At 65.0% G+C, this 19106-nt stretch carries 20 protein-coding genes (1 of these 20 only partly in view); 7 read left to right on the forward strand and 13 right to left on the reverse strand.

Features of this window, described 5'->3' with window-relative positions; translation table 11 throughout:
* The 4 genes from ADBZ9O_RS01375 to ADBZ9O_RS01390 all read right to left on the reverse strand — a co-directional run.
* Nucleotides 1-117, reverse strand: partial view of a non-ribosomal peptide synthase/polyketide synthase gene (locus ADBZ9O_RS01375; protein WP_526527694.1) — the 5' portion only. Its footprint begins 22641 nt before the window's first position; only the first 117 of its 22758 coding nucleotides appear in the window; the start codon lies at nucleotides 115-117; the stop codon falls past the left edge of the window.
* On the reverse strand, nucleotides 66-1841 hold the full coding sequence (locus tag ADBZ9O_RS01380) for an ABC transporter ATP-binding protein (RefSeq protein WP_526527695.1): 1776 nt from the start codon (nucleotides 1839-1841) through the stop codon (nucleotides 66-68). The genes ADBZ9O_RS01375 and ADBZ9O_RS01380 overlap by 52 nt, the downstream gene beginning before the upstream one ends.
* Complete coding sequence (locus ADBZ9O_RS01385; RefSeq protein WP_526533772.1) at nucleotides 1838-3499, reverse strand: ABC transporter ATP-binding protein; 1662 nt, start codon at nucleotides 3497-3499, stop codon at nucleotides 1838-1840. The genes ADBZ9O_RS01380 and ADBZ9O_RS01385 overlap by 4 nt, the downstream gene beginning before the upstream one ends.
* A gap of 80 nt (nucleotides 3500-3579) precedes the next feature.
* Nucleotides 3580-3834 carry an MbtH family protein gene (locus ADBZ9O_RS01390; protein WP_526527696.1) on the reverse strand — a complete coding sequence of 85 codons (255 nt, stop codon included), beginning with the start codon at nucleotides 3832-3834 and terminating at the stop codon, nucleotides 3580-3582.
* A 141-nt stretch (nucleotides 3835-3975) separates the two neighbouring features.
* On the opposite strand from ADBZ9O_RS01390, the gene ADBZ9O_RS01395 reads away from it, so the two are divergent.
* Nucleotides 3976-4920, forward strand: coding sequence for a methionyl-tRNA formyltransferase (locus ADBZ9O_RS01395; RefSeq protein WP_526527697.1), 945 nt, complete (start codon nucleotides 3976-3978; stop codon nucleotides 4918-4920).
* Here ADBZ9O_RS01395 and ADBZ9O_RS01400 read toward each other — a convergent pair.
* Nucleotides 4911-6251 carry a lysine N(6)-hydroxylase/L-ornithine N(5)-oxygenase family protein gene (locus tag ADBZ9O_RS01400; protein ID WP_526527698.1) on the reverse strand — a complete coding sequence of 447 codons (1341 nt, stop codon included), beginning with the start codon at nucleotides 6249-6251 and terminating at the stop codon, nucleotides 4911-4913. The two genes, ADBZ9O_RS01395 and ADBZ9O_RS01400, sit on opposite strands and share 10 nt — an antisense overlap.
* Nucleotides 6251-6658, reverse strand: a complete 408-nt coding sequence (gene panD / locus ADBZ9O_RS01405; protein WP_526527699.1) for an aspartate 1-decarboxylase — start codon at nucleotides 6656-6658, stop codon at nucleotides 6251-6253. The genes ADBZ9O_RS01400 and panD overlap by 1 nt, the downstream gene beginning before the upstream one ends.
* A 134-nt stretch (nucleotides 6659-6792) precedes the next feature.
* Here panD and ADBZ9O_RS01410 point away from each other — a divergent pair, with 134 nt between their 5' ends.
* Nucleotides 6793-7767: an ABC transporter substrate-binding protein gene (locus ADBZ9O_RS01410; protein ID WP_526527700.1), complete on the forward strand. Its 975-nt coding sequence runs from the start codon at nucleotides 6793-6795 to the stop codon at nucleotides 7765-7767.
* Here ADBZ9O_RS01410 and ADBZ9O_RS01415 read toward each other — a convergent pair.
* The 5 genes from ADBZ9O_RS01415 to ADBZ9O_RS01435 all read right to left on the reverse strand — a co-directional run bounded on the left by ADBZ9O_RS01415 (nucleotide 7764) and on the right by ADBZ9O_RS01435 (nucleotide 12495).
* On the reverse strand, nucleotides 7764-8597 hold the full coding sequence (locus tag ADBZ9O_RS01415; RefSeq protein WP_526527701.1) for an ABC transporter ATP-binding protein: 834 nt from the start codon (nucleotides 8595-8597) through the stop codon (nucleotides 7764-7766). The genes ADBZ9O_RS01410 and ADBZ9O_RS01415 overlap by 4 nt on opposite strands.
* Nucleotides 8597-9667, reverse strand: coding sequence for a FecCD family ABC transporter permease (locus ADBZ9O_RS01420; RefSeq protein ID WP_526527702.1), 1071 nt, complete (start codon nucleotides 9665-9667; stop codon nucleotides 8597-8599). The genes ADBZ9O_RS01415 and ADBZ9O_RS01420 overlap by 1 nt, the downstream gene beginning before the upstream one ends.
* Nucleotides 9664-10635, reverse strand: coding sequence for a FecCD family ABC transporter permease (locus ADBZ9O_RS01425; protein WP_526533774.1), 972 nt, complete (start codon nucleotides 10633-10635; stop codon nucleotides 9664-9666). The genes ADBZ9O_RS01420 and ADBZ9O_RS01425 overlap by 4 nt, the downstream gene beginning before the upstream one ends.
* An 87-nt stretch (nucleotides 10636-10722) precedes the next feature.
* The gene (locus ADBZ9O_RS01430; protein ID WP_526527703.1) at nucleotides 10723-11535 is read right to left on the reverse strand and encodes a siderophore-interacting protein; all 813 of its coding nucleotides are present in this window, start codon (nucleotides 11533-11535) and stop codon (nucleotides 10723-10725) included.
* A gap of 15 nt (nucleotides 11536-11550) precedes the next feature.
* Nucleotides 11551-12495 (reverse strand): LysR family transcriptional regulator, encoded by a 945-nt coding sequence (locus ADBZ9O_RS01435; RefSeq protein ID WP_526527704.1) that lies wholly within the window; start codon nucleotides 12493-12495, stop codon nucleotides 11551-11553.
* A gap of 100 nt (nucleotides 12496-12595) precedes the next feature.
* Between ADBZ9O_RS01435 and ADBZ9O_RS01440 the strand changes: the two genes are divergently transcribed.
* The 4 genes from ADBZ9O_RS01440 to ADBZ9O_RS01455 all read left to right on the forward strand — a co-directional run bounded on the left by ADBZ9O_RS01440 (nucleotide 12596) and on the right by ADBZ9O_RS01455 (nucleotide 15614).
* On the forward strand, nucleotides 12596-13309 hold the full coding sequence (locus tag ADBZ9O_RS01440) for an SDR family NAD(P)-dependent oxidoreductase (protein ID WP_526527705.1): 714 nt from the start codon (nucleotides 12596-12598) through the stop codon (nucleotides 13307-13309).
* Between the two features lie 2 nt (nucleotides 13310-13311).
* On the forward strand, nucleotides 13312-13671 hold the full coding sequence (locus ADBZ9O_RS01445; protein ID WP_526527706.1) for a nuclear transport factor 2 family protein: 360 nt from the start codon (nucleotides 13312-13314) through the stop codon (nucleotides 13669-13671).
* 66 nt (nucleotides 13672-13737) lie between these two features.
* On the forward strand, nucleotides 13738-14400 hold the full coding sequence (locus ADBZ9O_RS01450) for a hypothetical protein (RefSeq protein WP_526527707.1): 663 nt from the start codon (nucleotides 13738-13740) through the stop codon (nucleotides 14398-14400).
* 95 nt (nucleotides 14401-14495) lie between these two features.
* Nucleotides 14496-15614 carry an MBL fold metallo-hydrolase gene (locus tag ADBZ9O_RS01455; RefSeq protein ID WP_526527708.1) on the forward strand — a complete coding sequence of 373 codons (1119 nt, stop codon included), beginning with the start codon at nucleotides 14496-14498 and terminating at the stop codon, nucleotides 15612-15614.
* A 1-nt stretch (nucleotide 15615) separates the two neighbouring features.
* Here the strand turns inward: ADBZ9O_RS01455 and ADBZ9O_RS01460 are convergent, their stop codons facing one another.
* Both ADBZ9O_RS01460 and ADBZ9O_RS01465 read right to left on the reverse strand, forming a co-directional pair.
* Complete coding sequence (locus ADBZ9O_RS01460) at nucleotides 15616-16602, reverse strand: amidohydrolase family protein (RefSeq protein ID WP_526527709.1); 987 nt, start codon at nucleotides 16600-16602, stop codon at nucleotides 15616-15618.
* A 101-nt stretch (nucleotides 16603-16703) separates the two neighbouring features.
* Nucleotides 16704-17519: a CDP-diacylglycerol diphosphatase gene (locus ADBZ9O_RS01465; RefSeq protein ID WP_526527710.1), complete on the reverse strand. Its 816-nt coding sequence runs from the start codon at nucleotides 17517-17519 to the stop codon at nucleotides 16704-16706.
* Nucleotides 17520-17566: 47 nt separating this feature from the next.
* Here ADBZ9O_RS01465 and hutH point away from each other — a divergent pair, with 47 nt between their 5' ends.
* Nucleotides 17567-19102: a histidine ammonia-lyase gene (gene hutH / locus ADBZ9O_RS01470; RefSeq protein ID WP_526527711.1), complete on the forward strand. Its 1536-nt coding sequence runs from the start codon at nucleotides 17567-17569 to the stop codon at nucleotides 19100-19102.
* Nucleotides 19103-19106 lie beyond the last annotated feature (4 nt).

The following is a 19106-nucleotide window of genomic DNA, read 5'->3' on the forward strand; positions in this document are numbered from 1 at the left end:
GTTCCACTGCCGCAAGAGGTTCAGGCGGTCACCGGGAGTGAGGCCGTCATCGAGTTCGGTTATCGTCATGTCCCTGATCGCTCCGCATTGGAATGTTGTGCCGCCCAGGCCCGCCACAGCTGGCCATATCGCCCGTCTGCCGCCACCAACTGGTCATGTGTGCCGTCTTCGACGACGCGGCCGTGCGCCATCACCACGACCCGATCCGCCGTTGCCGCCTGCGTGAGGCGGTGCGCGATCACCAGCGTCGTACGACCGGCGGTTACCGCGGCCGCCGCGCGCTCCAACTCGCGAGCACCCTGGCTGCCCGCTTCGGCGGTGGCCTCGTCGAGGATGGCCACCGTCGGATCGGCCAGCATCAACCGGGCCAAGGCAAGTTCTTGTGCCTGAGCCGAAGTCAGCCGATGACCACCTTCACCGACGACCGTGTCGAGTCCGTCGGGGAGCGCGGTCACCCAGTCATCGGCGCCCACGACGGCCAGCGCGGCCCGCACGTCGTCGGCGCTGGCATCCGGACGCGCCAACCGCAGGTCATCGATCAGCGGACCGGCGAAGACGTGGACCTCCTGGCTGACGATCGCGATATGACTGCGGCGCTGCTCTTCCGACATCTCCGACAGCGGCACCCCACCGATACTGGCACTGCCTTGTTGCGGGGTCAGCGCACCCGCGGCGATGCCCGCCACCGTCGATTTACCCGCTCCTGTCGATCCGACCAGGGCGACGCGCTGGCCGGGCGCAACCCGAATGGTGACGCCGCGCACCACGGAATGCTCACCGTCGTAACTGAAGTCGAGGTCCTCCAGATCGAGTGCGGCGTCCCGCGGCTCACGGCCCGGGTGGGTGACCTGTGCGCCGCCGTCGCCGGTGTAGTTCACCAATCCCACCAGCCGCGCCAAGCTGGCGCCCGCATCCTGCGCTTCGTCGAACGTGAACAGCAGACCGCTGATCGGACTGAACAGCCGATGGAACAGCAAGGCCGCCGCAGTGGTCTGGCCAACCGAGACAGCTCCGGTCTTCACCAGCCAGAAGCCGGTCACGATAATGACTGACAGACCGATGAATTCGGCGCGGTTGATGCGACCGACGAACCGGGTGAACAGCCTGAAGACGCCGACCGAAATATCTCGGACGCGGGCCGATGCGACCTCGATGGCCTTCTGATGCTCGTCGTGGATGTCGTAGGCATGCACCGTGGCCGAGCCGATCATGCTTTCCATCAGCACCTGGGATCGCTCCCCGATGGCCGCTCGCTCTTCGGCATAGCGCGGCGCAGATCGCGGCAGATACCAGCGCAGCGCAAGCAGGTAGAACGGGACGGCGGCGGCACCCGCAAGCCCGAGCCGCCAGTCGAGGCCCAGCATGGCGATCAACGACAGGAGGCCAAGCAGCACCGAAGCGAACATCGTCGGGATCACGTCCGAGACTGCCTTGGCGATGGTCGCCACGTCGGTGCTGACCCGAGACAGGATGTCGCCGCGGCCAACTCGCTCCACCGTCGTCGTCGGCAGCGACAGCGCGCGCTCAACACCTGCCTCGCGGAGATCGGCCAGCGCGACAGCGCCGAGGCGGCCGATCAGGTAGTTCGATACACCGCCGGCCAGACCGCCGACCACGGCGGCGCAGGTGACGATGATGCCTATCGCGATGATCACCGAGACCGGTGACCGGTCGATGATGCGGTCGACGAGCACGCCGAGGACGTACACCGGGATGACCGCCGTCGCGGCGGCGATCAGCCCGGCGATCACCACCCCTGTGACCGAGCCGGAGCGGGAACCTAATTCGCGGCGCAACCACAGCCAGGTTTCGCGACCGGTGGCGACCGGCAGAATGCTCATCGCAGCACCGCCGCCTGGTAGTCCTGGCGTGCCATCAGCTCTTCGTGGGAGCCCGACGCCACCACCTTGCCGTCATCGAGGAGCACCACGCGGTGGGTGGCGGCCAGCAGCGCTGGACTGCAGGTCACCACCAACGTCGTGAAGCTCTGCTCCCCGCGGCTGTGCCGCAACTCGGTGATGCCCTGCGCCACCGCACTTTCGGTGACTGCATCGACAGCGGTGGTGGGCTCGTGCAGCACCAGCACCGGCGCACGACGTAGCAGCGCCCGAGCGAGGGTCAGCCGCTGACGTTGGCCGCCGGACAGGCTCGCGCCACGCTCGGTGACGTCGTGGTCCAGCCCGTCGTGGTGCACGTCGATGACATCGATGGCGCATGACGAGCGCAGGGCGGCATCGATCGCTGCGGCATCGGCGGGATCGACGCCCTTACCCGTACCCATTGTCAGGTTGGAGCGCAGTGAGCCGGTGAACAGGTCCGTCTTATGCGGCTCGACCAGTAGCGTGCGATGCGATTCGGTCAGGTCGAGATCCTCTAGTCGCACACCGCCGACCAGCACCCGGCCGTCATATTCAACGGGGGTCAACTGTCCCGACAACACCGTAACCAGGGCGTCGGCATCGGCCGAGCGAGTAGCGACCACGCCGACCAATTCGCCGGCGGCGACCGACATCGTGGTGCCTGCCAGCGAGCCGTACCGGACATCGTCGAGGTGCAGGCCGTGCGGTCCGGCGGGCAGCGCGACGGTGCCAGGCGATAGCGCAACGGGGGCGTCCTCGACCCAGCCCACCCGCTCGGCCGAGGCGCGGGCTTCGGCGATCCAGCTGGGGACTTCCGCCATGGTGTTGAACGGTTCGAGCAGAAACTGGGCCAGCCCGATCACGGTGATCAGCTCGCCGATGGAGATCTCCCCGCGCAGGGCGAACCAACCGGCGGTCACCGCCACCCCGACGGCCAGCAGTGCACTCATCGCGTTCGAGAATCCGATGAAAATGCTCTGCGAACGAGTGGCACGCATAGTAGCGGCCAACGCTTCCTGGCTGACAGCCCGGTAGCGGGCGGTGGCTGCTTCCTGGGCGCCGATGCCGCGCAACGGCCGAAGGCCGGCAACGAGATCCGCGGACATGGCCGTCGCCTGCCCGGCGAGTTCCTGTTGGTCGGCCACGCGCCGGGTGATCACCGGCCCGCCGAATTGGAGTAGGAACAGGATCACCGGCGTGCCGATCAGCACCACCAGACCCAGCGGTATGTCGATGGCCAAGAGCACACCCGCGCACACCACGATCGCCGTCACCGCGCCGGCGATCCGCGGCACATAGTCCAACAGATACGACGTGTTATCCGCGTCGGTACTGGCGATGGACAGCAGTTCACCGCTGCGCAATCGGGTGCGCAGTCGCCACGGGTGCAGGATCTTCACCGCCAGATCGACCCGCAACTGGTGACCCTCGGTGGCGATGGCCCGCATGAGGAACCGGGCGCCACTCTGATAGCAGGTGGTCAACAACAGGAACAGTGCGGCCAGCGCCGCCACCCACAGCACCAGCTGTCCGATATCACCGGTCTCGACAGCTCGGCCGATGACCAGACCGATCAGAATCGGAACCGCCGCCTCACACAGTTGATGACCGCAGATCAGCAGCGACCCGACTGTCAACAGGCGGGCGTTGCGGGTGACGGTTCGCCGCAGGATCGCCGGGCCGCTGGTGACTCCGTCGCCTGAAACTGTGCCGCTGGAAACTATGATGAGACGTCGTCCCCTGCGCCACTATTGGCCGCAGCCATCCTCAGCCGCAGGCTTTTTGGACGCATATCGGTCCAACTCTGTTCGACGTAGTCCAGGCACGCCTGTCGGCTGGTAAGTCCGTCGTCACCGAACACAATGGTCCATCCACCGGGGACCTGCTTGAAGGTCGGCCATAGCGAGTGCTGTTCCTCGTCATTGACGAGGACGTAAAAGGTGGCCGTCTCGTCATCAAAAGGGTTGCCCGACATGTTCTCTCCTCGGCAATGGATGAATATCGGCATGGACCTCGGTCCGGGCCGTGGCGCGCCTCCCCGGCACGCCCCGCATGAACCCCGTCACCCTACCAAAGGTTAGGCTTGCCAAAGTCGGGCACATACAGAAGGTGGGACATGCGGGTAGCGACGTTCGGGTACCAGACCTGGGGGCACAAGACCCTGGAAGCGCTTATCAAGTCGAATCACGATGTCGTACTGGCGGTTACCCATCCACCGAGCGACCAGCCTTACGAGTCGATTTGGGCGGATTCGGTGGAAGAGCTCGCGCGCATCCACGACATCCCCGTGCACCTGGCACAGCGCCCGGACGCGGACCTGATTGCGCGGGTGCGCCAGGCTGAACCGGACATCATCGTGGCCAACAACTGGCGCACCTGGCTGCCCAGGGAACTGTTCGACCTGCCGCCGCACGGCACTTTGAATTTGCATGATTCCTTGTTGCCCAAGTTCACCGGCTTCTCGCCGGTGATCTGGGCGATGATCAGTGGTGCGACTGAGGTCGGGCTGACCGCGCATCGGATGGACGACGAGCTCGATACCGGCGATATCGTTCTGCAGCGGGCCATTCCGATTGGACGTGAGGACACCGGCACCAGCCTGGTGCGTGCCACCATCGAACTCATCCCCGAGGTGCTGCTGGAGTCGCTCGACCTCATCGAAGCGGGCACCGCCACCTGGACCGCCCAGGATCTTGACGAGCGCACCTTCTTCCACAAGCGGTCCGCACGGGACAGCATCATCGACTGGCGCTGGTCTGCAACGGATTTGGAGCGATTCGTGCGCGCGCTGTCAGATCCGTATCCGAATGCCGTCACCTACTACCGAGGCCAGCGAGTCCGCGTGCTGCGGGCGTCGGTGTCCCGGTGCCGTTACGGCGGTACACCGGGGCGGGTGTTCATCGCCGAGGGCGCCGGCATGGTGATCGTCGCGGGTCCGCATTCCCATCGTGGTGACGCGCCCGGCCTCGTCATCGAGCACGTTCGCCTCGATGACGGGACCGAGCTCCCCGCGCTCGAATTCTTCGGCCGAGGTGGCGGATACCTGACCGATCAGCCGTAGGTGCCATCTCGGACCATGTCACGGGTCCTGGCGCCCAATTCCGCTTCACGGGAGATTGATTCGACAATCTCCCCGCAGCGCACAGCGATATTGGAGATCAGGGACGAGCTGAGCCCATGAGTGTGCTCGGTGCCGCCCTGCAGGTAGATCGCGCCGGGAATCTCCCGCGAGGTCCGCAGGCGGTAGTCCCGTTCCACTGCGGGACCATCGGCGGCGTAGACGGTGGGATCGCAGAGATCACCAAGGATGGCGGGCAATGACATCGTCGAGAATCCAGTGGCGTACACCACCGCATCGCAGTCGAGTGTCTGGACCGCTTTGGTCGGATGGTGCTCGATCCTCACCCGCACGCCGGCATCGTCTTCAATGGCCGACAGTACGCCGGAGGCACCGTGGAAGAACAGTCTGCGCTGGCCCGCCACCCGCTCGGCGTATTCACGGGCGTAGAGCGTTTCGATCAACGGCAGGTCGACACAGGAGTAGTTGGTCGCACGGTGGTAGTCGATCAGCCGCTGCCGGACGTTGGGTTCGGCGGTGTAGAAGTCGTCCACGGCCGCAGGGTCGAAAACCCGGTTGGCATAAGGACTGTCATCAGCCGGGCTGTATCCGTACTTGGCGAACACACCGTGCACCTCGGCATTGGGATACGTGCTGTGCAGGTAGTCGGTGACTTCGGCGGCGCTTTGCCCCGCGCCGACCACCACGAACCGGCGGTGGGTGATAGAGGGCAGTTCCGAGATCTTCGTCAGCAACCCGTGGTTGTGAAACTGGCGAGCGGTCGCGACCACTCCGCCGGGAAGTTGGGGTTGCAACCCGCCCGCGAGGACGACGGCGCGTGCACGCAAGGTCCTGGCCGTCGCTCCCTCGACATCGATGGCCAGACAGTCACCCTCGTCACGGACGGCCACTGCCCGTGTTCCGTAGTGCACGGTCGCGTCCACCCGCTCGGCAGCCCATTCCAGATAGTCGTGGAATTCCAACCTGCTCGGAAAGAATGTCTGGTGGTTGATGAATTCGCTGAGACGGCCACGCTCGGTGAGATAGTTCAGGAAGGTGTACCTGCTGCGCACATTGCGCTGACTTGCCAGATCTTTCAAGAACGAGATCTGCATGGTTGTTCCTGGGATCAACATGTCGGTATGCCAGCCGAATTCCGGTTTGGTTTCCAGGAATTCGGCCGAGATGGCCCGATCGTGCGGACTCGACTCGTTGTGTTCCTCTATCGCGATGGCCAGGCCCAGATTGGACGGGCCGAAGCCCACTCCGATCACGCCGAGAATGCCTTGGTCACGGGTGCCCGCTCGACCGTTGCCGTTCGTCATCGATGCCATCACCGACTCGCCCACTGGTCGATCGCGCCCGGTACCGGCAAAGCGGGATCCGCGCCGAGCGCGACGATGCGGTTTCGCTCGTCGACATGCACCACCCTGGGCGTATGGCCGGCGAGTTCACGGGCGTCCAGGCTGCGGAATGACATGATGATGACCAGATCACCCGGATTCACCAAATGTGCTGCAGCCCCATTGATTCCGATGATTCCCGAGCCGGCTTCGCCGGTGATCGCATAGGTGGTCAGGCGTGCGCCGTTGGTGATGTCGACGACATCGACCTGTTCACCTTCAAGAATGTCAGCGGCACGCATCAGATCGTGGTCGATGGTGATCGATCCGACGTAGTGCAGATCGGCCTGGGTGACGGTGGCGCGATGCACCTTGCCGCCCAGCATCGTTCGGAGCATCAGAGCCCTCCAGGTCGTCCAGTAGTTGCCAACGTGATTGCCCCCCGGCAGATCCCCGCAAGATATTCGTAGGTTATCCTAACCTAATGTGGCTGACTAAATTGGGTGTCTCTCTGCGACGAAGCAGTACGTACGTGGCAATTTTTGCAATCGGCATATCGGCACTCGCCGGTTGTGGCGAAGCCACCAAGACCGACTCCTCCTCGAGCGCGACAGGCAGTAGTACTGCCGCACAGGGCGAAGAGGTGATCATCAAGCACAAGTTCGGCGAGACCAAGGTTCCGGCCAACCCGCAACGGGTGGTCACCGCGGGCTGGATCGACCAGGATTTCGTGCTGCCGCTCGGGGTGGTGCCGGTCGGTACCCGCGGAGGCTACTTCGAAAACTACAACGACTTCCCCTGGGTCAAGACCGAAACCGATGGCAAGGGGGTCCCCGCGATCGACGGAGACACCATCAATTTCGAGGGTATCGCCGCGGCCAAGCCCGATCTGATCTTGGCGATCAACGAAACCATCGACCAGAAGACCTATGACCGGCTCTCACAGATCGCCCCCACCGTCGTTCAGTCGGCTGACTATCCAGATGAGGAAACTCCTTGGAACGTCCAGCTTCTCACCACTGGGAAGGCGTTAGGCCGCGAGGAGCAGGCGCAGAAGCTGGTCGATCAGGTCAACGCCAAGTTCGACGAGGCCAAGGCTGCCCACCCCGAGTTCGCCGGTAAGACCCTGATCTCGGATTTCACCTCCGAGGCCAACGCCCACTACCTGATCGGCAAGGGCGACCCCAGAAACGCGATCTTCGACGGCCTCGGTCTTGACACCAAGGACACCGTCGGCGACGTCTCAGAGGAGAAGCTCTCCCTGCTCGACGGCAACGTGTTGTTCGTCAACGGACTCACCAAGGAACAGATGGCCGACGTGCCGGCGTTCCAGCGACTCAATGTCGTTCGTGAGGGCCGCACGCTCTACGCAGGTTCGGAATCCACCCTCAGCGGCGCTATCGCGTTCGGCGGTCCCGAAGCGATGCTTTATGCGCTGGACCTCCTGGTGCCGCAGCTTGGTAACGCGCTGCAGGGCAAGCCGGTCGACGACCTGTCCAATTCCTAGGCCCGTTTGCGGGCGAGAAGGCGGCTGGAAGCCCGCGGTATCACCAGCGGGGTTCCAGTCTCCGGGTCGTCGATGATCTGGCAGCGCAGACCGTAGACCTCTTCGACAAGGTCCGCGGTGATGATCACCGACGGATCACCCTTGGCCACAATCGATCCCGCCTTCATCGCGATGATCTCATCGGCGAACCGGCAGGCGTGGTTGAGGTCGTGGAGCACCGCGACGATGGTGCGGCCCTGCTCGATATTGAGTTCGGCGAACAGATCGAGCAGTTCGATCTGATGCGCGATGTCGAGGAATGTCGTCGGTTCGTCGAGCAGAATCAGCGGTGTCTGCTGGGCGAGCACCATGGCGACCCAGACTCGTTGACGTTGACCACCGGAGAGCTCGTCCACGGCTCGTCCCGCAAGCGCGGTGACCCCGGTCGACTCCATCGCCTCGGCGACCGCTTGTTGATCGGCGCGCGAAAACTGCCGCAGCAGCTTCTGATGCGGGAAGCGGCCGCGTGACACCAGGTCGGCGACGGTGATCCCCTCTGGTGCGATCGACGACTGTGGCAGCAGGCCCAACCGCTGGGCCACGTCCTTGGTCCGTAGTCGGGCGATATCGGTGCCGTCGAGAATCACCTGCCCACCCACCGGGCTCAGTAGCCGGGCCAGGCCGCGCAGAAGTGTCGATTTGCCACAGGCATTCGGCCCGACAATGGCGGTCACGGCCCCTGCCACGATATCCACGGTCAGTCCGTCGACGATCGGGGTCGCGCCGTAGCCGAGCGAGAGATCGCGTGCGCCCAGCCGAACCTGGTCCGGCGTTGCTCCTGGCAGAGCCATCACGCCCGCCGGGCCTGGACGATAAGTAGGTACACGAGGTAGAGCCCTCCCAAGGTCACGGTGACCGCGCCGACCGGCAGCTCGGTCGGGGCGAAGATCTTCAGCGCAATCACATCGCTGGCCAGCAACAGGAACGCCCCCATCGCGGCGGCGGAGAACAGCCCGACGCCAGGCGCGCCGGTCAGGCGCCGCGCCAGCTGCGGCGCGGCCAGCGCAACGAAGGAGATGGGACCGGCCGTCGCGGCCGCGACCGCGATCAGCAGCACCCCGATTCCGAAGTACGCCAACCGCGCTCGCTCGGGACGGACCCCGAGTGCCCCGGCGGCGTCATCGCCCATCTCCAGGATGGGTAGCTGCGGGCCGACGACCATCAGCAGCGCAAGGGCGATGACAAGGCCGCCGAGCACCGGGTATACCTGGGCCCATTCGAGTCCGTTGAGCGATCCCTGCTGCCAGATGGCCGCGGTAACTGCTTGATGCAGTTTGATTTTCAGGATGATCCACTGACTGACCGAACTCAGCACAGCGCTAACCGCGATGCCGACGATGATCAGCCGAAACCCCGCAAGGCCGTTTTTGTAGGACAGCAGGTACACCACGACCGCCGTGACCAGACCGCCGATCACCGCACTGCCCGCGATCAGGTAATAACCACCGCCGAACGCGGCGATCGCGATCAGTGCGCCGGTGTATGCGCCGAAATCAAACCCGATCACATCGGGGCTGCCGAGTGGGTTGCGGGTCAAGGCCTGGAAGATTGCGCCCGACACTCCCAACGCAGCACCGATCAACAGTGCCAACGTGATTCGCGGCATCCGCCACTGCAAGACGAGTACGCTGGCGAAACTGTCATCCCGGCCGGTGAGAATGTTGAGCACCTGTGCGGGCGATATCGGGTACTGCCCGACGCCGAGCGCGATCACGGCCAGCACCAGAGCCAGCGCGCCAAGGGCCGACACCGTCGCGATGCTGCGCCACGAGGCGCGCAGCGCCACCGCCGGTTCGCGACGGACGATCAGCTGCCGGTGGCCGAAATCGATCTCCGGCCCCGAGCCCCGCAATGGGCTCACAGCGCGGCCGCGTTCCGGCGCCGCACCAGCCAGATCAGGACCGGGGCACCGATGAAGGCGGTGACGATGCCTGCGGGCATCTCACCCGGTCGCACGATGACGCGGCCCAGGGTATCGGCTGCGAGTAGCAATGCGGGAGCGGCGAATACGCTGTAGGCGCAGATCCAGCGCCAGTCGGGCCCGGTGAACCAACGCACCGCGTGTGGAATCATCAGGCCGACGAAACCGATCGGGCCCGCCGCGGCGGTGGCGGCTCCTGCGAGCACTGTGACGGCGATGAGTCCGACCATCCGCGTGCGGGCGACGTTACCCCCCATCGCCACGGCCAGATCATCTCCGAGCGCAATCGCGTTCAGACCTCTGGCCGCGTAGAGACACCCCAGTGCACCGATCGCGATGAAGGGGGCGACCACCGCCACCACCGCGAGTGGTTTACCGTCGAGCGCACCAGCGTCCCAATACCGCATCGAGTCGAAGGCCCTTGGGTTGCGCAGCCGGATCGAGAACGAGATGCCCTCCATCACCGCTCCGATCGCGACCCCGGCGAGCAGCATGCGCACCGGGGTGACGACCGCCCGACCCGTCATGCCGATCAGGTACACCAGCACCATTGCGACCAGGGCACCGAGGAACGCGAACCAGATGTAGGACCATAGCGATCGCAGTCCCAGAAACGAGATGGCCGCGACGACGAATAGTCCGGCGCCGGAGTTGATGCCGAGAATCTGGCTGTCGGCCAACGGGTTTCGGGTGATGCCCTGGATGAGGGCGCCACTGAGTCCCAACGCGATCCCGACCACGATCCCCAAGACGGTGCGCGGGATCCGCAGATCGTGCACGATCCACTGATCACCCACGTCGGCATAATCGGTGACGGCCCGCCATACCGTGGGTAGTCCGATGGTCTCGGTGCCGATCGCCAAGCTCAGCACACAGACCAGCAGTAGTGCGGCGGCGACAGCCAACAGGCCGAAGAAGCGCCTCCCTCGGCCCGAAATGGCTGCAGCTGAGGCGAGTTCGGTCTCACCGCCGATAGCGGTTGCGGTATCCACTGCCTAGAGCCCGACACTTTCGAGCGCGGCATCGTATTCCTCCGCGGCCAGCTTGTCGCCCTTACCGTCGGCCAGTGCCCGCTCGTACACCGCCTCCATTTCGTCGCTGACGGCCTCGTATCTGCGGTCCCAGGTTTCGGAGTCGAAGCGCCAGTACCCGACGATGTCGTACTGGTCGGGTACCCAACGGCGCTCGCTGCGGAGGTGCTTTCTGACCTCGCGGGTGGCGACCGCCTCGCCGGCGAACCAGCAGTATCCGCGGCCGGCCGGATGGGTGTGGGCGCGCACCAACTCGACCAGTCTGCTTGGTGCATAACCATTTCCGGTCCCCACCGTGGTGAGCACGGTCAAGTCCCGGCCGGTCGGGAGGTAGTCGAGATCCGCCTCATCGGCGACCTCGACGATCACCGTCGCATCGGTGCCTGTGGGAATGTCCTCCATGATTCGGGCGAGGGCGGGCAGCCCCGAGAGGTCCGCGATCAGCAACTGCCAGTCGCTGGCCGGCTCAGGCCGATACCAGCTGCGGGCATGGTCGAGAATTACCCGGTCACCGGTGCGCGCGCGTCGGGCCCAATCGCTGGCGATGCCACGCTGATGCAGCACGAAGTCGCAGGTGATCTCATCATCGCCAGGTCCACGACTGCGCACGGTGTAGTTCCGACCGTCGTCCTCTTCGGTGCCGAAGTAGATGCCGACGGCCTCGTCACCGGCGCCAGGTAGCTTCAGCTCAGCAAGGCCTGACACCTCGAAGACGATGCGCCGCATACGGGTCCCGATGTCGGCGATGCCGGTAACACGGCCGTGGACAGTCCCCATGCAGTGCAGGCTAACCTAATCACCGCGGTCGTCGGGGAGTGCCCAATGGTGCGGATCGCCTGCGGGCAGCCACGCATCGGCGTCGTCGAGGCCCAACCGCGGAGGTAGAGCGCGCTCCCCCGCCGTCAGCGCCTCGATGACAGCCCGGACAGCAGGCCGGTCCTCGCCGCGGCGCGATACCAGCGACCAGGTCCAGAACGGCGCGGGGCCGATCACCGGACGCTGGATCAGTCCCTGCGGCAGTGCTGTGTTCTGGCCCTTCGGGTTGTTGAGCAGGGGGCGTCGTAGCCGGCGCACATGCTCGAAGAACGCCGGTCCCGTGCTGCCGCCGTCATCGAGGTGCACGGTGGCGGCGCCCGTGGCGCCGGCGAACTGTTCGGCGTAACGGTTCCAGGACGACCAGCTTGCGATATCGGCGTCGATCGGGGCGATGGTGTCACTCGCGCGGACGGGGGCGGTATCGGGCCCGACACTCACCGAGAAGAGACGGTCGGCTCCGAGCAGTCGGGCCTCCAGGTCGTGCTCGGTCAGGTCGGTCGTCTGCACGCAGCAGATTGCCAGATCGATACCGCCTTCGGCGACCCGGACGGCCTGGGCGTGTGACGGCATCACCCACGCGTCAACGAGCACCTTTGCGATTCCCGCCGTCTTTTCCACCAGGTCGGCGGGGCGCCAGCTGACGTAACCCACCCGGACCGGTTCGGCATGGCCGGCGGCGCGGCGGCGCAGCGAGTCCGCCTGCTCGATCAAAGACCGCGCCTCCGGTAACAAGGCTGCACCGGTGGCGGTCAGGACCACCGAGCGACGGTCGCGGTCGAACAACCGGACCTTCAAATCGTCTTCGAGGGCCTTGATCTGTTGGGACAGCGACGGGCCTGCGATATGCAATCGTTTGGCGGCGCGACCGAAGTGCAGCTCTTCTGCGACGGCCACGAAGTAGCGCAGCTGCCGTAGCTCCATCGGCCGATGGTAGTGCGGTGAGAGCCTGTGACTATCAATAGCGAGGAAGTTGGTCCTGCCGGGCGGGCTTACCCCGTCGTCGTCGGCAGTTACACCGGCCATGAAACAGATACAGAAAGTCGTCATCATCACCGGCGCATCGCAGGGTATCGGCGCCGCACTCGTCACCGCCTACCGCACATTGGGGTACGCGGTCGTCGCGAACTCGCGCTCGATCGAGGCCTCCGATGACCCGGAGGTGCTCACCATTGCCGGCGATATCGGGGAGCCCGGGGTCGGGGCCGGCATCGTCGCGGCCGCACTGGACCGGTTCGGCCAGGTCGACACCGTCATCAACAACGCGGGCATCTTCATTCCGAAGCCGTTCACCGAATACACCGACGCCGACTACGAGGCCGTCACCGGTGTGAACGTTCGCGGCTTCTTCGAGGTGACGCGCAGTGCGATCGCGGCGATGCTGGCCGGCGGCGGGGGCGGTCATGTGCTCAACGTGTCGACCAGCCTGGTCGATAGCGCCAACTCACAGGTGCCGTCCGCGCTCGCATCGCTGACCAAGGGCGGCATCAACGCCGCCACCAAGGCCCTGGCGATCGAATACGCCGGGCGCGGTATTCGGGTCAACAGTGTCGCGCTCGGCATCATCGACACCCCGATGCATGAGCCGTCAACGCACGAGGCGTTGGCTGCCATGCACCCGCTGGGCCGTCTCGGGACCATCGACGAGGTCGTCGATGCCGTGCTCTTCCTGGAGAACGCCGCGTTCGTCACCGGTGAGATCTTGCACGTCGACGGCGGCCAGAGCGCGGGGCACTGATCGTGATCACTCCGGATGCGGTCCTGCGCCCCGTCCTCGACGAATGGAAATCCGCGGTAGGCGCGCACGATCCTCAGCGCGTCGCCGCCCTGTTCACCGAGGACGCGGTCTTTCAGGGGCTGCGGCCCTACAGCGTCGGACGGGCCGGCGTCGCGAAGTACTACGACGCGCAACCACTCGGGTTGGCGGCCGACTACCAGATCCTGGAAGCCAGGCAGCCGGCCGACAATGTCGTCATCGGCTATCTCGGCGTCGATTTTTCGTTCATCGACCGGCCGACGTTGAGCGTCTTCCTCACCATCGTGCTGACCCGGGTTGAGGGCGACTGGTATCTCAGCCATTACCAGGTGTCCTCCGCATAGGCCCGTCACGAATTCGTCATGGCCAATCTGCGGTCGCTTCAGCGAGAATCGGAGGTCGATGCTCACATGAGAATGCGGACCCGACTGGCGCTGACCACCGCAGGATGTCTGACGGCGGTGCTGGCAGGCGGACTGATCATCGTCGGGCGAGTCCCGCAGGTAGTGCGCACGACCGGACCTGACCTGTCCGTCCTGACCGAGTCGATGCTGATCGAGGAAAGTGCCGTGCCCCCTATTGCCGGTACGACGTGGGGTCGGATGGTTGCTGTGCCACGGGGAGTGCCGCCGCCGGTGTCACCGCCAGACTGCGGACTCTTTCTCTCGCAGGCCGAGGCCTCGCAGAAGGGGCTCGCGATGCGCTCTGCCCGGGGCACCGCGATCGGTGTCGAGCTCGCGATTACCGATGCCCCACAGGATCTGGAAGCGCTGATGCTGCAGTGCCGGTCATTCACCTTCGATGGCGGAGCGACACAGTCCCGCATCGAGATGGAGCCACTGAATATCGTTGACGTGCCCACGGATTCGATCGCTACCTTGATGCACTGCCAGTCCGTCACCGGCGGGAAAACCACCAGCTGGGATATCGCGATGATCGCGGGATATCACCGCGGTGTCCTGGTTGACGCCCAGTACACCCCGGGGCCGGTAGGTGGGTCCTTCGACGACACACTCGCTGCCAGCCTCAGCGGTATCTACCGTGCTCAGATCGATCGCCTTGATGGGGTGTAGCGGGCCTCGCCGAAATCCTCTGGGGCGCAATCGCCGCCCTGGACTGTTGTCCAGGTTGACCGACGATCGGACCCGCCAGCAACCATAAGTGCCCTATGCTCACCGGCATGCAGGACGCGAGCGGCTGCGATTGCACTCAGGGCAATGCGCTGTCGCGCCGGACCATGCTGGCGGCTTCGATGACGGCTCTGGCCGGTGGAGCCGTACTCAGCGCCGCCGGTGCTCCGAAATCGTCAGCCGACACCATGCCAACGTTGCCCGATACCGGGCTGATCACCCTCGGGATCCAGGCCGGCCCTCCGCCGGTGCCCAACAGGACCGGCATCTCGTCGGCGCTGAAGATTGGCAACGATATCTACCAGATCGACTGCGGCCTGGGCTCTCTGAATGCCTTCACCAATGCAGGACTGACCTTCGACGGCCTCAAGAGCATGTTCATCACCCACCTGCACACCGATCACATCGTCGATTACTTCAGCTTTTTCCTCTCCGGCGGCTACACGGCGTCCAAAGGCAAAGCCCCGGTGACCGTTTACGGTCCGGGCCCGGCCGGCGGACTGCCGCCGAGCCGCGTCGGCAACCCGAACCCCGCCACGATCGACCCGGACAGCCCATCACCTGGACTCGCGGCCACGACCACGGCCCTGCAACAGGCGTTTGCCTACACGAACAACATCTTCATCCGCGATATGGGCACCGACGACATCCAGACCCTGTCCGAGGTCCACGAAATCGCGGTGCCACCGGGATCGGATTATCTGAACCGGTCGCCGCTGATGGAGCCATTCCCGGTGATGTCCGATGACAACGTCACAGTCACAGCGACGTTGGTTTCTCACTACGACGTGTACCCCGCCTTCGGCTTCCGGTTCGACCTGAAGAAATCCGCTGTATCCGTTACCTTTTCCGGCGACACCACTAAATCCGACAATGTGATCACCCTGGCGCGTGACACGGACATCCTGGTACACGAGGCGCAGTTCAGCCTGGACGACGCCTACTACGGCAACAGATTTCCGCCGAACTACCTGGTGAACTCGCACACGTCCGCAGAGCAAGTCGGAGAGGTCGCCGCGGCGGCCAACGTCGGACACCTTGTCTTGAGCCACTATTCACCCACCGACCTGCCCGACTCCAAATGGCTCGACGCCATCGGTAAGAACTACTCCGGCAAGGTCACCATCGCCCGCGACGGCCAGATCTTCGAGCTCTGACCTAGCCGCCGAGACGCTCGGGGATTCGCCCACCAAAGAGTCGAATCGCGTTCTCAGAGCTTACCTTTCGACGAGTGGTCTCGTCCATCGGAAAGGACGACAGAAAGTCCGCCCCGTCTTGGTTATCGTCCATCGGATAATCCACCGAGAACATCACGCGGTCAGCTCCCATCACCTCCAACGTGCACGCGAAGGCCGGCGGGCAGAAGTTGCCGCTCGTGGTGACGTAAAAATTGTTGATCAGGTACTCCGAGGGCAATCGTTGAAGCCGGTTCGCGGAGTCGCCGCCGAGTCCGTAATAGCGGTCAATCCGATACGCAGCGAAAGGCAGCATTTCGCCAAGGTGCCCGATGATCATCTGCAATTGCGGAAACTTGTCAAACAATCCTGAGTAGATCAGCCGCAATACGTGCGTTCCCGCCTCTGCAGCGAAGCCCCAGGATGCGAGGTGCAGACCTTCGGCGACATAGGGGGCGAACCAGGCGTCCATGACCGCGGGGTGCGGCGTGGTGGGGTGCAGGTAAATCGGCACGCCCATCGCCTCGGCGCGCTCGAAGAGCCCTTCATACGCCGGATCGTCGAGGTAACGCCCTTGGGAGTGGCCGTTGATCAGTGCACCGACGAGGCCCAGTTCGGTGACGGCGCGTTCGAGTTCGACCGCCGAGGCTTCGGGATCCTGGGTCGGCAGCGTCGCGAAGCCACCGAATCGGTGGGGATGTGCGCGCACGGACTCGGCCAATTCATCGTTTGCGCGGCGGGCGAGGTCGATGGCACCCGCGACGTCAGGCTCCTCTTGGACACCCGGGTCGAACAGCGACATGATCTGGAAATCGATTCCGGCGGAGTCCATTTGCTCAAGTCGTAACGGACCTCGGTCGTACAAACGTTGGTGCGCCACCGGGTTATTGGACTCCAACCACGTGCCTACTACATTGCCTGCGCTGGCCGGATCCCAGGCGAAATGTTCCTCAAGGGCAATTAGCGACATGTGACACCTCTACGGTCGGTCGACGCAGCCATCTCTCGGTGAAAGTAGCGCGTCGTCGGCCACGCCGTAGACAGTAGACAAAAGTGCCCGCAGGCACCGCGTCAGGCGGCGGGAGGCGCTGGGCAGCCCGCGTGATCCTGCAGTTCCTCGCCGGAGGCGACATCACCGGTCGCGGTATCGACGCGGTCGGTGAGGAAGATGAATCCGGGCGAACCGTCCGGGAGCACGGCGCCGACCACCACCAACGTCCGGCTTCCCATATCGCCCCGTGCGCCGGGAATACCGTCGGCCAGCGCGACGAACGGGTTGACCGCGTCGAGGTTCTCACCACTGACGGCCATGGCCTGATACGGGTGCCCGGCCAGCGGCACCGGAAAGGGCGCCCAGCCGGGACCGACAGCGGTGGCATATTCGCTCAGCGCTGCATGGACATCCGCTCGCACGCAATCGATATGGATGTGCAGCTGATTTTGCGTCCGACCCGCCACCGAGTTGATCGCCAGGCTCACCCAGTCCCGCGGCAGCGTCCAGCCGGCCCGTTCGTTGGTGAAGGTTCTCGCCTGCCAGGCGGCACCGAAATAGTTCGGCGCGTCGGGGGCCAAAATCTGCGGGCTTTCGATCCCGGCCACCCGCGCAGTAGGGATCAGCAGGAACTGGTTTGCACCGACGAGGTCCTTGAGCACGGCATTGCCCGTCTGCTGCCCTGCATCTTTACCGCCGCTGAGGTCGACCCGTGCGCAGGGCGCCGGATTGTCGTGCAGCTGCTCGTCGGGCACGCACTGTTCGTGCACGATGGTCCATAACGCAGTGGGATCCGCGCCGGCCGACGGGACGGTACCCACCGCCACCAGGAACGCAGCTACCAGCGCCACGGAGAAACGCGATAACGGCTGAAACACCCGAGCCACACTACGCACGCGCACTCTCCTGCGCTGAGGTGGTTTCCCGTGATTGGATCGGCGCTATGACCATCACCGTCGGTATCGGCCCGGTCAGTTTCGACGACGTCGTTGCGGTCGCCCGCGACGACGCCGCCGTGGAGTTATCCGCCGAAGCCGCCGCGGCGATCGACGTCAGCCGCGACCGCATCGAGGCGCTGGCCAACGACCCGACCCCGGTCTACGGAGTCTCCACCGGCTTCGGCGCGTTGGCCACCCGCCATATCCCGAAGGAGAGCCGGACCCAGCTACAGCGCAGCCTGATCCGATCGCATGCCGCCGGCTCCGGTCCCGAAGTCGAGCGTGAGGTCATCCGCGCGATGATGCTGCTGCGACTCTCTACGCTGGCCAGCGGCCGCACCGGGGTGCGCAGGAGCACCGCCCAGGCCTACGCGGATCTGATCTCCACCGGGCTGACCCCGGTCGTCCACGAGTACGGCAGCCTGGGTTGCTCCGGGGATCTGGCCCCGTTGTCCCATGTCGCGCTCGCCTTGATGGGTGAAGGCCAGGTGCGTACCCGCGGCGGGGAGCTCAAGAACGCGGCCGACGCTTTGGCTGACCACGGTTTGGCGCCGGTCACGCTGGCTGAGAAGGAGGGGCTCGCGCTCATCAACGGCACCGACGGCATGCTCGGCATGCTGGTGCTGGCATTGACTGATATTGACGAGCTGCTGCGGTTGGCTGATATCGCCGCGGCCATGAGCGTCGAGGGCCAACTCGGCACCGACCGGGTCTTCGCCGACGATCTACAGCAGTTGCGTCCGCATCCCGGCCAGGCCGTCGCCGCGGCGAATATCCGACGGCTGCTCGCCGACTCCGCCATCGTCGCCAGCCATCAGGTGCCGGACTGCGCCGTGGTACAGGACGCCTACTCGTTGCGCTGTGCGCCGCAGGTCGCCGGGGCGGTGCGCGATACCGCCGCGCACGCCCGGATAGTCGCAGAACGCGAAATGGCCAGTGTCATCGACAATCCCGTCGTCACCCTTGACGGTCGCGTCGAATCCAACGGCAACTTTCACGGCGCGCCGGTGGCCTACGTATTGGATTTCCTCGCCATCGTCGTGGCCGATCTGGCGAGTATGAGCGAGCGGCGCACCGACCGGTTCCTCGACGTGCACCGCAGTCACGGGCTCAACCCGTTCCTGGCCGCCGATCCCGGTGTCGACAGCGGCCATATGATCGCCCAGTACACCCAGGCCGGGATCGTCTCCGAACTCAAGCGCCTGGCCAATCCGGCTAGTGCAGACTCCATTCCGTCCTCGGCGATGCAGGAGGACCACGTGTCGATGGGCTGGTCGGCGGCTCGCAAGCTGCGCCGCGCCGTCGATGGCCTGACCACGGTACTGGCCATCGAAGTACTGACCGCTGCCCGCGGGATCGATATGCGCCACCCGTTGACGGCGTCACCGGCGACCGGTGCCGTCATCTCCACGCTGCGCGACCACGTCGACGGTCCCGGACCGGATCGCTACCTGGCTCCGGAGATTGCCGCCGCTGTCGCGTTGGCCCGCTCCGGTGATCTCGTCCGCGCCGCCGAAGGCGCGATCGGCCCACTGCTGTAAGGAC

The sequence above is a fragment of the Mycobacterium sp. genome (assembly GCF_965229105.1).
In the GTDB taxonomy this organism is placed as follows: Bacteria; Actinomycetota; Actinomycetes; order Mycobacteriales; family Mycobacteriaceae; genus Mycobacterium.

Coding starts and splice junctions, on each gene's coding strand:
- ADBZ9O_RS01460 (WP_526527709.1), bottom strand. CDS start 16,602: ATGTCGCTAATTGCCCTTGAGGAACATTTCGCCTGGGATCCGGCCAGC.
- ADBZ9O_RS01390 (WP_526527696.1), bottom strand. CDS start 3,834: ATGTCGGGCAACCCTTTTGATGACGAGACGGCCACCTTTTACGTCCTC.
- ADBZ9O_RS01395 (WP_526527697.1), top strand. CDS start 3,976: ATGCGGGTAGCGACGTTCGGGTACCAGACCTGGGGGCACAAGACCCTG.
- ADBZ9O_RS01380 (WP_526527695.1), bottom strand. CDS start 1,841: ATGAGCATTCTGCCGGTCGCCACCGGTCGCGAAACCTGGCTGTGGTTG.
- hutH (WP_526527711.1), top strand. CDS start 17,567: ATGACCATCACCGTCGGTATCGGCCCGGTCAGTTTCGACGACGTCGTT.
- ADBZ9O_RS01455 (WP_526527708.1), top strand. CDS start 14,496: ATGCTCACCGGCATGCAGGACGCGAGCGGCTGCGATTGCACTCAGGGC.
- ADBZ9O_RS01415 (WP_526527701.1), bottom strand. CDS start 8,597: ATGGCTCTGCCAGGAGCAACGCCGGACCAGGTTCGGCTGGGCGCACGC.
- ADBZ9O_RS01400 (WP_526527698.1), bottom strand. CDS start 6,251: ATGGCATCGATGACGAACGGCAACGGTCGAGCGGGCACCCGTGACCAA.
- ADBZ9O_RS01435 (WP_526527704.1), bottom strand. CDS start 12,495: ATGGAGCTACGGCAGCTGCGCTACTTCGTGGCCGTCGCAGAAGAGCTG.
- ADBZ9O_RS01440 (WP_526527705.1), top strand. CDS start 12,596: ATGAAACAGATACAGAAAGTCGTCATCATCACCGGCGCATCGCAGGGT.
- panD (WP_526527699.1), bottom strand. CDS start 6,658: ATGCTCCGAACGATGCTGGGCGGCAAGGTGCATCGCGCCACCGTCACC.
- ADBZ9O_RS01430 (WP_526527703.1), bottom strand. CDS start 11,535: ATGGGGACTGTCCACGGCCGTGTTACCGGCATCGCCGACATCGGGACC.
- ADBZ9O_RS01450 (WP_526527707.1), top strand. CDS start 13,738: ATGAGAATGCGGACCCGACTGGCGCTGACCACCGCAGGATGTCTGACG.